The organism is Aquabacterium sp., from assembly GCF_049274795.1.
In the GTDB taxonomy this organism is placed as follows: Bacteria; Pseudomonadota; Gammaproteobacteria; order Burkholderiales; family Burkholderiaceae_C; genus Aquabacterium.
Genome location: NZ_JBASTH010000026.1, coordinates 49050 through 61782 on the forward strand (window position 1 = coordinate 49050; position 12733 = coordinate 61782).

General features: G+C 64.3%; 10 protein-coding genes. All 10 read left to right on the top strand.

From position 1 onward, the window contains the following. The first annotated feature begins 117 nt into the window (after positions 1 to 117). The 10 genes from rnr to bamA all read left to right on the top strand — a co-directional run bounded on the left by rnr (position 118) and on the right by bamA (position 12725). Positions 118 to 2430, top strand: coding sequence for a ribonuclease R (gene rnr, locus WAQ08_RS03345; RefSeq protein ID WP_422189219.1), 2313 nt, complete (start codon positions 118 to 120; stop codon positions 2428 to 2430). Positions 2431 to 2610: 180 nt separating this feature from the next. Beyond that, a complete protein-coding gene (gene rpsB / locus WAQ08_RS03350; protein ID WP_422189220.1) occupies positions 2611 to 3357 on the top strand; it encodes a 30S ribosomal protein S2 in 747 nt (248 codons plus the stop codon). A 128-nt stretch (positions 3358 to 3485) separates the two neighbouring features. Continuing rightward, the gene (tsf, locus tag WAQ08_RS03355; RefSeq protein ID WP_422189221.1) at positions 3486 to 4385 is read left to right on the top strand and encodes a translation elongation factor Ts; all 900 of its coding nucleotides are present in this window, start codon (positions 3486 to 3488) and stop codon (positions 4383 to 4385) included. Between the two features lie 172 nt (positions 4386 to 4557). Further along, positions 4558 to 5268 carry a UMP kinase gene (gene pyrH, locus WAQ08_RS03360; RefSeq protein WP_422189222.1) on the top strand — a complete coding sequence of 237 codons (711 nt, stop codon included), beginning with the start codon at positions 4558 to 4560 and terminating at the stop codon, positions 5266 to 5268. An 88-nt stretch (positions 5269 to 5356) separates the two neighbouring features. Continuing rightward, positions 5357 to 5917: a ribosome recycling factor gene (frr, locus tag WAQ08_RS03365; RefSeq protein WP_422189223.1), complete on the top strand. Its 561-nt coding sequence runs from the start codon at positions 5357 to 5359 to the stop codon at positions 5915 to 5917. Positions 5918 to 6028: 111 nt separating this feature from the next. Beyond that, a complete protein-coding gene (gene uppS / locus WAQ08_RS03370) occupies positions 6029 to 6805 on the top strand; it encodes a polyprenyl diphosphate synthase (RefSeq protein WP_422189224.1) in 777 nt (258 codons plus the stop codon). A 5-nt stretch (positions 6806 to 6810) separates the two neighbouring features. Then, positions 6811 to 7743 carry a phosphatidate cytidylyltransferase gene (locus tag WAQ08_RS03375; protein ID WP_422189225.1) on the top strand — a complete coding sequence of 311 codons (933 nt, stop codon included), beginning with the start codon at positions 6811 to 6813 and terminating at the stop codon, positions 7741 to 7743. Continuing rightward, positions 7736 to 8995, top strand: coding sequence for a 1-deoxy-D-xylulose-5-phosphate reductoisomerase (ispC, locus tag WAQ08_RS03380; protein WP_422189226.1), 1260 nt, complete (start codon positions 7736 to 7738; stop codon positions 8993 to 8995). The genes WAQ08_RS03375 and ispC overlap by 8 nt, the downstream gene beginning before the upstream one ends. A gap of 28 nt (positions 8996 to 9023) precedes the next feature. After that, positions 9024 to 10412, top strand: coding sequence for an RIP metalloprotease RseP (gene rseP, locus WAQ08_RS03385; protein WP_422189340.1), 1389 nt, complete (start codon positions 9024 to 9026; stop codon positions 10410 to 10412). A 6-nt stretch (positions 10413 to 10418) separates the two neighbouring features. Next, positions 10419 to 12725: an outer membrane protein assembly factor BamA gene (bamA, locus tag WAQ08_RS03390; protein ID WP_422189227.1), complete on the top strand. Its 2307-nt coding sequence runs from the start codon at positions 10419 to 10421 to the stop codon at positions 12723 to 12725. The last annotated feature ends 8 nt before the right edge of the window (positions 12726 to 12733 follow it).

Below are 12733 nucleotides of genomic sequence, written 5' to 3' on the forward strand. Positions count from 1 at the left end.
AGGTACTGTTCTTCGAAAATCGCTTCAAACTATTTGTTTGCAGTGATCAGCGAAGACTAAGACTATAGCATCAAAATTACAAGCATGACAAGTAAAACGCAACTTTCCGTGAACCTCATGAGCGAAATCGAGGGCACGGTGCAAGGCCACCGCGACGGCCACGGCTTCGTGGTCAGTGACGATGGCGCCAGCAGCATCTACCTTTCCCCCCAGGAGATGCGCTCCGTGCTGCACCGCGATCGCGTGCGCGCCAAGGTGCTCCGCTTCGACCGCAAGGGCCGCCCCGAGGGCCAGGTGCTCAGCATCATCGAGCGCCGCAAGACCCCGATCATCGGCCGCCTGCTGCATGAAGGCGGCGTGTGGCTCGTGGCGCCTGAAGACCGCCGCTACGGCCAGGACATCCTGATCCCGCCCAAGGCCATCGCCAACGCGCAGGCAGGGCAGGTGGTGGCGGTTGAGCTCACAGAGGTGCCGTCACTGCACGCGCAACCCGTTGGCCGCGTGAGCGAAGTGCTCGGCGGCATCGATGACCCCGGCATGGAAATCGAGATCGCCGTGCGCAAGTACGAAGTGCCGCACAAGTTCGGCGACGACGTGCTGGCCCAGACGGCCAAGCTGCCCGACAAGGTCCGCCCCGCCGACCGCAAGGGGCGTATCGACCTGACCGACGTACCACTCGTCACCATCGACGGCGAGGATGCGCGCGACTTCGACGATGCCGTGTATTGCGAGCCTGCGGCTATGGGGCGCAGCAAGAAGCCCAATGGCTGGCGCGTGCTGGTGGCCATTGCCGACGTGAGCCACTACGTCAAGCCCGGCGAGCCGCTGGACCGCGAGGCCTACGAGCGTGCCACCTCCGTCTACTTTCCGCGCCGTGTAATTCCCATGCTGCCGGAGAAGCTCTCCAACGGCCTGTGTTCGCTCAACCCCGAGGTCGATCGCCTGTCCATGGTCTGCGACATGCTGATCACGGCCGAGGGTGAGATCCATGCCTACCAGTTCTTCCCGGCGGTGATCTGCTCGCATGCGCGCTTCACCTACACCGAGGTGGCAGCCATCATCGGCAACACGCGTGGCCCCGAGGCGCAGCGTCGTGCCGAGTTGGTGCCGCACCTGTTGAACCTTTACGACGTGTATCGCGCCTTGCTCAAGGGGCGCAGTGTGCGTGGGGCGGTGGATTTCGACACCACCGAGACGCAGATCGTCTGCGACGACAACGGTCGCATCGCCAAGATCGTGCCGCGTACGCGCACCGAGGCGCACCGCCTGATCGAGGAGTGCATGCTGGCGGCCAACGTCTGCTCGGCCGAGTTCATTGAGAAAGGCAAGCACCCGGGGCTGTACCGTGTGCACGAAGGGCCCACGCCGGAAAAGCGCCAGACGCTCAAGAACTACCTGAAGGCGCTGGGCCTGGGCTTGAGTGTGGGCGAAGAGCCCACGCCAGGCGAGTTCCAGGCCATCGCGCAGGCCACCAAGGAGCGGCCGGATGCGCTGCAGATCCACACGATGCTGCTGCGCTCGATGCAGCAGGCCATCTACACGCCGATCAACAGCGGCCACTTTGGCTTGGCCTACGAGGCCTACACCCACTTCACCAGCCCGATCCGCCGCTACCCGGACTTGCTGGTGCACCGTGTGATCAAGGCGCTGTTGAGCGGCGAGCGCTACGGCCTGATCCTGCCGCCTGTGGTGTCCTCGGTCGGCAACTTCAAGAAAGGCAAACCGGGCGCGACCCTGCCCAAACCGCCTGCCAAGCGCGCCAAGATCAAGATGTCGGCGGAAGAGAGTGTGGCCTGGGAAGTGGCCGGCGTGCACTGCAGCGCCAATGAGCGTCGTGCCGACGAGGCCTCCCGCGATGTCGAGGCTTGGCTCAAGTGCATGTTCATGCGCGAGCGCCTGGGCGAGGATTACGGCGGCACCGTGAGCACGGTGACCAGTTTCGGGCTGTTCGTGCAGTTGGATGGCCTGTATGTGGAGGGGCTGATTCACATCACCGAGTTGGGGGGCGACTATTTCAAGTTCGACGAAGCCCGGCAGGAGTTACGTGGCGAGCGCACCGGTGTGCGCTACAGCGTGGGTGACCGCGTGCGGGTGCAGGTCAGTCGTGTGGACCTGGACAGCCGCAAAATCGATTTCCGCATCGTGAGAGAGGGGCAAGGGCCCTTGGGCGAAGCCACGGGGCGCAGCAAGCGCCGCGGTGGCCCGCGCGATGGCGCCCGCGACAGCGGTGAGGGTTTCGAATCGGCGCAGGCCCAACTGGCCGAGGTGCAGCGGCGCGACCGTGAGGTCAAGCGTGGCGGCAAGTCGGTTGGCCGTGGCAGCAAGAAGGGAGCGGCTGCCCCATCGCTGCGGGCGGAGCAGCGTGCTGCGCAAGGCAAACCGGCGGGCAAGAAGGCGCCCAGCCGCAAGAGTGTTCGCCGCAGAAGCTGACCAAGCGGCGGGAGGGGGTGCTAAGTCGTGCTAGAATGTCGGGGTTTGTCCGAAATAGGTCGGCAAACGTAATCGCGAAACCGCCCAACCAAGGTGTCGCGCGTGTTGCCCGGGAGTGGTTTTCCGGTGCGGCGCACGTGATCTGCGGCGGTTTCTAGACCCAACCTCTGGAGCACTCTCATGCCCGTATCCATGCGCGAAATGCTGGAAGCCGGTGTCCATTTTGGTCACCAAACCCGCTTCTGGAACCCCAAGATGGCCCCGTACATCTTCGGTCATCGCAACAAGATCCACATCATCAACCTCGAGAAGACGCAGCCCGCGTTCGAGGATGCTCTGAAGTTCATCAAGCAGCTGTCCGCCCGCCGCGGCACCGTGCTGATGATCGGCACCAAGCGCCAAGCCCGCGATGTCGTTGCCGCTGAAGCCCAGCGCGCCGGCGTGCCCTTCGTGAACCAGCGCTGGCTGGGCGGCATGCTGACCAACTTCAAGACGGTCAAGGGTTCCATCAAGAAGCTGAAGGACGCCCAGGTTCAGGTCGAAGCCGGTCTGGACAACCTGAAGAAGAAGGAAGGCCTGCTGTTCCAGCGTGATCTGGCCAAGCTGGAAAAGGACATCGGCGGCATCCAGGACATGGCTGCTCTGCCTGACGCCCTGTTCGTGATTGACGTCGGTTACCACAAGATTGCCGTGGCTGAAGCCCAGAAGCTGGGCATCCCCGTGATCGCCGTGGTGGACACCAACCACTCGCCCGAAGGCATCGACTACGTCATCCCCGGCAACGACGACTCCTCCAAGGCTGTGGCGCTGTACGCCAAGGCTGTGGCTGACGCCGTGCTGGAAGGCAAGGCCAACGCCGTGAACGACATCGTTCAAACGGCTGCTGCCGGCGACGACGAATTCGTCGAAGTCAACGAAGCCGCCTGAACTTCACATCCAGGTCCTCGGACCGGATCCGAAGGGGCTGATTCAGCCCCTTTTTTTCAAACTGATTCTGATGTGACGCGGCGGTGACAACCGCACCGCCGCGCCTAGAACCCCTACGGAGAACGCATATGCCCGCCATCACCGCCAGCATGGTTGCCGACCTGCGCGCCAAGACCGACGCTCCCATGATGGAGTGCAAGAAGGCCCTGACCGAAGCCGAAGGCGACTTCGCCAAGGCTGAAGAGATCCTGCGCGTCAAGCTGGGCAGCAAGGCTTCCAAGGCCGCCTCCCGCGTGACCGCCGAAGGCGTGGTTTCCGCTTATGTCGACGGCGCCACCGGTGCTCTGGTCGAGATCAACTGCGAAACCGACTTCGTCTCTAAGAACGATTCCTTCCTGGCCTTCGGCAAGTCCGTGGCCGAGCTGATCGCCAAGAACAACCCCGCTGATGTGGCCGCCATTGGCGAACTGCCCCTGTCGCAAGACGGTTTCGGCCCCACGGTCGAAGAAGTGCGCAAGGGCCTGATCGGCAAGATCGGCGAGAACATGTCCATCCGTCGCTTCCAGCGTTACGCTGGTGGTGGCAACTTGGCTGCCTACCTGCACGGTGCCCGCATCGGTGTCGTGGTGGAGTTCGATGGTGACGCCGTGGCCGCCAAGGACGTGGCCATGCACATCGCTGCCATGAAGCCCGTGTCGCTGTCGTCGGCTGACGTGCCCGCCGCTCTGATCGAAACCGAGCGCAGCGTCGCCACGGCCAAGGCTGCTGAAGCCGGCAAGCCCGCCGACATCGCTGCCAAGATGATCGAAGGCGCCGTTCAAAAATACCTGAAGGAAGTCTCGCTGCTGAACCAGGTTTTCGTGAAGGCCGCCGACGGCAAGCAGACCGTCGAGCAGTACCTGAAGTCGACCAGCACGACCGCCAAGGGCTTCACGATGTTCGTCGTGGGCGAAGGCATCGAGAAGAAGCAGGACGACTTCGCTGCTGAGGTGGCCGCCACGGTGGCCGCAGCCAAGGGCCAGGCCTGATGAAACAAGGGGGCTTTCGGGCCCCCTTGCTTCTCCTGGCGCGGCTGCTTGAGAAACCGCCGCGAGCGCCGGAACCACCGGTGCGGTTTTAAATCCAAAGCGAGGTTCGCTGGGCGGTTTGCGGTAACCTTCCAGCCGAGCTTCCAAACATGACGACGACAAGGACGATTGCATGCCCGCCTACAAGCGCATCCTGCTGAAGCTTTCTGGTGAAGCCCTGATGGGCGACGATGCCTTTGGCATCAACCGTGCCACCATCGTGCGCATGGTCAAGGAAGTCCAGGAGGTGACCACGCTGGGTTGCGAGGTGGCTGTCGTGATCGGTGGCGGCAACATCTTCCGCGGTGTCGCGGGTGGCTCCGTGGGCATGGACCGTGCCACGGCCGACTACATGGGCATGCTGGCCACGGTGATGAACTCGCTGGCCCTGGCCGACACGATGCGCCAGGAAGGCATGACGGCTCGCGTGATGTCGGCGATCAACATTGAGCAGGTGGTCGAGCCCTACGTGCGCCCCAAGGCGCTGCAGTACCTCGAAGAGGGCAAGGTGGTGGTGTTCGCCGCCGGTACCGGCAACCCTTTCTTCACGACCGACACCGCCGCCGCGCTGCGTGGCGCCGAGATCGGCGCGGAGATCATGCTCAAGGCCACCAAGGTCGATGGCGTCTACACGGCCGATCCCAAGAAGGATCCGTCGGCTACGCGCTATGCCAGCATCACGTTCGACGAGGCCCTGATCAAGAACCTGCAGGTGCTGGACGCCACGGCCTTTGCCTTGTGCCGTGACCAGAACCTGCCCCTGAAGGTGTTTTCCATTTTCAAGCCCGGCGCGCTCAAGCGCGTCGTGCTGGGCGAAGACGAGGGTACGCTGGTCCACGTCTGACCGGCGCCTGTCGTCCAGCCACCCCGCTGATGCGTTCTGACCTTGGCAGGGCAAGGTCGCCATCAGACGTATTTGCACGGAGCATTCCATGAGCATCGCAGACATCAAGAAGAACGCCGAGCAGAAAATGCTCAAGTCCATTGAGGCTTTCAAGAACGAACTGGGTAAGATCCGCACGGGTCGTGCCCACCCCGGTATCCTGGATCAGGTGCATGTGGAGTACTACGGCTCGATGGTGCCTTTGAGCCAGGTCGCCAACGTGACCTTGCAGGATGCCCGCACGATCAACGTTCAGCCCTGGGAAAAGGGCATGGGCGCCAAGATCGAGAAGGCCATCCGCGAGTCCGACCTGGGTTTGAACCCCGCTGCGCAGGGTGACCTGATCCGCGTGCCGATGCCCCCGTTGACGGAGGAGCGCCGCAAGGAACTGACCAAGGTGGTCCGCAACGCTGGTGAAGACGCCAAGGTGGCCGTGCGCAACCTGCGCCGCGATGCCAACGAGCAGGCCAAGAAACTGCTCAAGGACAAGGCCATCACTGAAGACGAAGACCGCCGCTCGCAGGACGACGTTCAGAAGCTGACGGACAAGACCATTGCCGAGATCGACAAGCTGGTGCAGGGCAAGGAAGCCGAAGTGCTGGCTGTCTGAGGGCCACCCATGGTCTTGCATTCCCTGCAAACCATGTTGACGGTTTGAGAAGCGAGGCGGCTGGTCCGCCTCGTCGCGTTTCAAGAAATCACACAGCCAGGCAGTCCTTCCATGTTTTCAGCCCTCACGCCCGCCGCCTCGAACGATCAGCCCGTGCCCCGGCATGTGGCCATCGTGATGGACGGCAATGGCCGCTGGGCCAAGCGCCGTTTCATGCCTCGGGGCATGGGGCACAAGGCTGGCGTGGATGCCCTGGTGCGCGTGGTGCAGGCTGCCGCGGATCGCGGCATCGAGTACCTCACGGTGTTCGCGTTCTCGTCGGAGAACTGGAAGCGCCCCGAGGAAGAGGTCTCCGGCCTGATGAGCCTGCTGATCGTGGCCTTGTCCAAGCACCTGACCAAGCTGGAGGCCGATGGCGTTCAGATCCAGGTGGTGGGCGACATGGCCGGTGTGTCGTCCAAGGTGCGCCAGGCCCTGCTGGATGCCAGCACGGCCACGGCTCATAACAAGCGGCTGGTGCTGACGGTGGCGTTCAACTATGGTGGCCGCTGGGATATCGCGCAGGCCTGCCAGCGCATGGTCGCCGATGGCGTGCCGGCCGATCAGGTCAATGAGGTGCTGCTGACGCGCTACATGGCCATGAACTACGCCCCGGATCCGGACCTGTTCATCCGCACGGGTGGTGAGGTTCGCTTGTCGAACTTCCTGCTGTGGCAGAGCGCCTACGCGGAACTGGTGTTCACGGATTGCCTGTGGCCCGATTTCGACGACGAGGAACTTGACAAGGCCTTGCAGGCTTTCTGGCGGCGCGAGCGCCGTTTCGGCGATGTCGGCCAGGATGAGTCAGTGCCGGGCGTTGCCCAGTCGCTCAAGACTTGGGGGAACTGACGACGATGCTGAAACAACGAGTCATCACTGCACTGATCCTGATGGCCGTGCTGCTGCCGTCCCTCGCAGTCGAGGCTCTGTGGCCTTTCGCGCTGCTCAGCCTGGCGTTCGTGTCGGCTGCGGGCTGGGAATGGTCGCGCCTCAATGGGGGCAGCGGTGTCACGGCTTGGCTGATCGGCCTGGCGGTGGCTGTGTTGTCGCTGCTGGTGGCCGATGCCGGTGGTTTGCCTGTGTGGAGCCATGCGGATCTGGTGTCCGAGCCGGCGGCTTCCAGCGTGCCGCATGTGCATGCGCCGGGCGTGGCGCCCGTGGGCTTCGTGCTGCCGGCAGGGCTGTGGCTGGGCACCGCGCTGCTGTGGGTGCTGGGTGGCGCGGCGGTGCTGCGCTGGGGCTCAACCTGGTGGCGCCGCGTGGCTTCGGTGCTGCGTCTGGTGCTGGGTGTGTTGCTGGCGGCGCTGGCGTGGCTGGCCTTGACGGAAGCGAAGCTGCAGGGCCTCAACTTCCTGCTGTCCGTGCTGTGTCTGGTCTGGGCTGCGGACATCGGTGCCTATTTCGGCGGGCGCGCCTTCGGGCGGCGCAAGCTGGCGCCCAGCATCAGCCCAGGCAAGAGCTGGGAAGGCGTGCTGGCCGGCATGGTGGCCACCCTGGCACTGTCGGCGCTGTGGATCTGGATCGACCAGCACTGGCATGTCGATTCCCCCAGCGTCTACAGCCGCCTGCTGCTGGGGCTGGGGCTGCCTGGCTTGGTCGTGGCCGTGCTCGGCCTGACGGGCATGAGCGTGGTCGGGGACCTGTTCGAATCCCTGATCAAGCGCCAGGCCGGCCAGAAAGACAGCAGCCAGTTGTTGCCCGGCCACGGCGGTGTGCTGGACCGCATCGATGCCTTGCTGCCGGTGCTGCCGCTGTCGCTGGCCTTGATGTCGCTGTGCCATGGGTGATTCTGTAACCATGGGGCCCTCTGGCCAACGCCTGCAGGGCCTGTGCGTGCTCGGCTCCACGGGGTCGATCGGCACCAACACGCTGGACGTGGTGGCCCGCCACCCGGGGCGTTTCGAGGTGCTTGCGCTGGCGGGTGGCCGCCGTGTCGATGAGCTGCTGGCCCAGTGCCTGCAATGGAAGCCGCGTTGGGCCGTGATGCCTGGCGAGGCGCAGGCGGCGCAGTTGCGCCAAGCCGTGCGCGAAGCCGGCCTGCGCACCGAGGTGCTCAGCGGCGAGCAGGCGCTGTGCGACATTGCTTCCCACCCCGATATCGACATCGTGATGGGGGCCATCGTGGGTGCCGCCGGCCTGCCGCCATGCCTGGCCGCCGCGCGTGCGGGCAAGCGCCTGCTGCTGGCCAACAAGGAGGCCCTGGTGGTGGGCGGCGCACTGTTCATGCAGGCGGTGCGCGAGGGCGGCGCCACGCTGCTGCCCATCGACAGCGAGCATTCGGCCATTTTCCAGTGCCTGCCGGAGGATCCTTCCACCTGGGCGCAGCGCATCGACCACATCGTGCTGACGGCGTCCGGCGGGCCGTTCCGGCAGCGCGATCCGGCCACGTTCGCGGGCATCACCCCTGATCAGGCCTGCGCCCACCCCAACTGGGTGATGGGCCGCAAGATTTCGGTCGATTCGGCCACGATGATGAACAAGGCGCTCGAGGTGATCGAGGCGCGCTGGCTGTTCGAGCTGGCCCCTGACCGCATCAAGGTCGTCATCCACCCGCAGAGCATCATCCACTCGATGGTGGTGTGCCGTGACCGTTCGGTGCTGGCCCAGCTGGGTACGCCCGACATGCGCGTGCCCATCGCCTATGGCCTGTCGTGGCCCGAGCGCATCGAATCCGGCGCGGATTTACTTGATTTCACACAGCTGTCGTCGCTCACCTTCAACGAGCCCTGTGAGCGCCGCTACCCGGGCCTGAAGCTGGCCTGGCAGACGCTGAAGGCGCAAGATGGCGCCACTTGCGTGCTCAATGCCGCCAACGAGATCGCCGTGGATGCCTTTCTGCAAGGGCAGATCCGCTTCGATCAGATCCATGCGGTGAACGAGGGCACCTTGTCCGGCGTGGCCGTGGCCAAGGGCGACGCCGCCAGCGTCGAGGCTCTGCTGGCCCTGGATGCGCGTGCCCGATCGGTAGCGCGCACGCAGATCGAGCGCTGCGGCACGGTTGCTGTGGCCCAGACCTCGGGTACCATCGCGCAGCAATGAAGAAGCCCCGGCCTCTAGGAGCAGGATGATGTTGACCACCGTGCTGGCCTTTCTGGTCACGATCGGCGTGCTCGTGGTGATCCACGAGTACGGGCACTATCGTGCCGCCGTGGCATGCAATGTCAAGGTTCTGCGCTTTTCCGTGGGTTTTGGCCGTGTACTGTGGCGCCGCCAGTGCGGCGAGACGGAATTCGTCGTCTCGGCGCTGCCCCTGGGCGGCTACGTCAAGATGCTCGATGAGCGCGAAGGGCCGGTGCCGCCGGTGGATCAGCCGCGGGCGTTCAACCGCAAGCCCTTGTCACAGCGGGCTTTCATCGTGGCCGCCGGGCCTGCTGCCAACCTGCTGCTGGCCATCTTGCTGTACGCCATCGTGAACTGGGCGGGTGTGCAGGAGCTCAAGGCGAGCCTGGCCGCGCCGGTGCCTGCATCCATCGCGGCCTCCGCCGGCATGCAGTCGGGCGACGAGGTGATCGCGCTGGCCCCTGCCGTCGATGGCGAGGCCGTCGACTGGCAGCCGGTGCGCTCCATGAGCGATCTGCAATGGCACCTGACGGACTCCGTGCTGCAGTCCGAAGACCTGCGCCTGCAGGTGCGCCGGGCAGGGCAGGGCCGTGAGCCGGGCGAAACGGTCGAGTTGCTGCTCAACACCTCGCACCTGTCCGCCGCGGATGTCGATCCCAAACTGATGGACCGGCTGGGTTTTTCCGGCCCCTACGCCAGCGCAGAGATCCGCCGCGTGATCGAAGGCGGCCCCGCCGAAGCGGCGGGCCTGAAGGCCGGCGACAAGGTGCTGGCCGTGGATGGCCGTGAGCCGCGCGATGCCGGCCAGCTGCGCCAGTGGATCTCCCAGAGCGCGCCTCAAGGCATCGCCCGCCCCCTGTCGCTGGAGGTGCTGCGTGATGGCCAGCGCCTGGCCCTGAGCGTGACGCCTGTGATCCGCACGGAAGGCGAGCAGCGCGTGCCCCGCATCGTGGCCGAGATCGGCTCGCCGGTGGAAATGGTGCTCGTGAACTACGGGCCGCTGGAAGGCCTGACCAAGGCCGCGCAACGCACCTGGGACATCTCCACGCTGACGCTGGAAATGCTGGGCAAGATGCTGATCGGCCAGGCCTCGATCAAGAACCTCAGCGGGCCGCTCACCATTGCTGACTATGCTGGCCGCTCAGTCGAGCTGGGCTGGGCCTACTACCTGGGTTTCCTGGCCATGGTCAGCGTGAGCCTGGGCGTGCTGAACCTGCTGCCGTTGCCGATTCTGGATGGCGGACACCTCATGTATTATCTTTTCGAAGGCGTGACCGGACGGCCCGTTTCCGATGCGTGGCTCGAGCGGCTGCAGCGCGGTGGCGTGGCCGTCATGTTCTTGATGATGTCACTGGCCCTCTACAACGATTTCGCCCGCTTGCTGGGCATGCACTGACACCCGATGCAATTTTCCGTGCTGAACCATCATCGGCTCAAGCCGACACTCGTGGCTGCGTTGCTGGCGGCCTCGCTGGCCCAGATTCCGGCCTTCGCGGTCGAGCCTTTCGTCCTCCGGGACATCCGGGTCGAGGGCCTGCAGCGTACCGACGCCGGCACGGTGTTCGGCTCGCTGCCGTTCCGCGTGGGTGACACCTACACCGACGACAAGGGCGCGACCGGCCTGCGCTCGCTGTTCGCCACGGGCCTGTTCAAGGACGTGCGCATCCAGATCGACGGCAACATCGTGGTCGTGGTCGTCGAAGAGCGCCCTGTGATCTCGCGCGTCGAGTTCACCGGCACCAAGGAGTTCGACAAGGATGTGCTGATCAAGGCCCTGCGCGACATCGGCATTGGCGAAGGCCAGCCTTTCGACCGGGCCCTGGCCGATCGCGCCGAGCAGGAACTCAAGCGCCAGTACCTGTCGCGCAGCCTGTACGGCGCCGAGGTGGTGACCACCATCACCCCGGTCGAACGCAACCGCGTCAACGTGACCTTCACCGTCACGGAAGGCGAAGTCGCCAAGATCAAGAATGTGCGCATCACCGGCAACCAGGCCTTCAGCGAAAGCACGCTCAAGTCGCAGATGGAGCTGACCACCGGCGGCTGGCTGACCTGGTACACCAAGTCCGACCAGTACTCGCGTGCCAAGCTCAACGCCGATCTGGAAACCATCAAGGCTTACTACCAGAACCGTGGCTACCTGGATTTCCGCATCGATTCCACCCAGGTGTCGATCTCGCCGGACAAGCAGGACATCTCCATTACGATCAACGTGACCGAGGGCATCAAGTACACGGTCACCTCCGTGCGCCTGGAAGGTGAATTCCTGGGCAAGGAAGAAGAGTTCCGATCGCTGGTCAGCGTCAAGCCCGGCGAGCCCTACAAGGCCGAGGATGTGGCTTCCACCAGCAAGGCCTTCACCGACAAGTTCGCCGCCTATGGCTACGCCTTCGCGCGTGTCGAGTTCAGGCCTGAGGCCGACCGCGAAAAGGGCCAGGTGGCCGCGGTGTTCCAGGCCCAACCGCAGCGCCGTGCCTACGTGCGCCGTGTGAACGTGGCCGGTAACTCCCGCACCCGTGATGAAGTGGTGCGCCGCGAGTTCCGCCAGTACGAATCGGCCTGGTACGACGGTCAGAAGATCAAGCTCTCGCGTGACCGCGTGGACCGTCTGGGCTACTTCAAGCAGGTGTCGGTCGACACGGCCGAGGTGCCAGGTACGCAGGATCAGGTCGACCTGACCATGACAGTCGAGGAAAAGCCCACCGGCAACCTGATGCTGGGCGCGGGCTTCTCCAGCGCGGACAAGCTCTCGCTGTCGGCCTCGATCAAGCAGGACAACGTGTTCGGCTCCGGCAACTACTTGGGCTTGGAGTTCAACACCAGCCGGTACAACCGCACCGTTGTGCTGAGCACGACTGATCCGTACTTCACGGATATCGGCATTTCGCGTTCGGTCGATTTGTTCTACCGCACGACCAGGCCGCTGCGGACGCAGGGCGGAGACTACACGCTGATCACCCCAGGGGCGTCGATTCGTTTTGGCGTGCCATTTTCGGAACTCAATACGGTGTTCTTCGGCATTGGCGTCGAGCAGACTCAGATTAGAGGGGATGTGGGTTTGCCTGTCAGCTACTACCTGTACCGCAATGAGTTCGGTGACCGCAGCCTGAGCATTCCCCTGACGCTGGGCTGGGCCCGCGACGGCCGTGACAGCGTGTTGGTGCCCAACGCAGGCAGCTACCAGCGCATCAACCTGGAATGGGGTGTGGCCGGTGACACCCGCTACGTCAAGGCCAACCTGCAGTACCAGCAGTACTGGCCGCTGGCCAAGGGTTTCACGCTGGGTATTAACGGCGAATTGGGCTGGGGCAGGGGCCTGAGCGGCAAACCGTACCCCATCTTCAAGAACTTCTTCGGTGGCGGTCTGGGTACCGTGCGCGGCTTCGACCAAAACTCGCTGGGCCCGGTGGATATGCAGGGGGCTTACATCGGCGGTACCAAGCGCATCAACCTGAACTCTGAGCTGTATGTGCCGTTCCCTGGCTCGGGCAATGACCGCACCCTGCGCCTGTTCGGTTACGCCGATGCCGGCAACGTGTGGGGCGAGGATCAGACGACCTCGCTGAACGACCTGCGCGCGTCCGTTGGCATCGGCATCAGCTGGGTCTCGCCGGTGGGGCCGCTAAAGCTCAGCTACGGTGAGCCCATCCGCAAGTTCGATCACGATAAAATCCAGAAACTCCAGTTCCAGATCGGCACCGCCTTCTGATGTCCCTG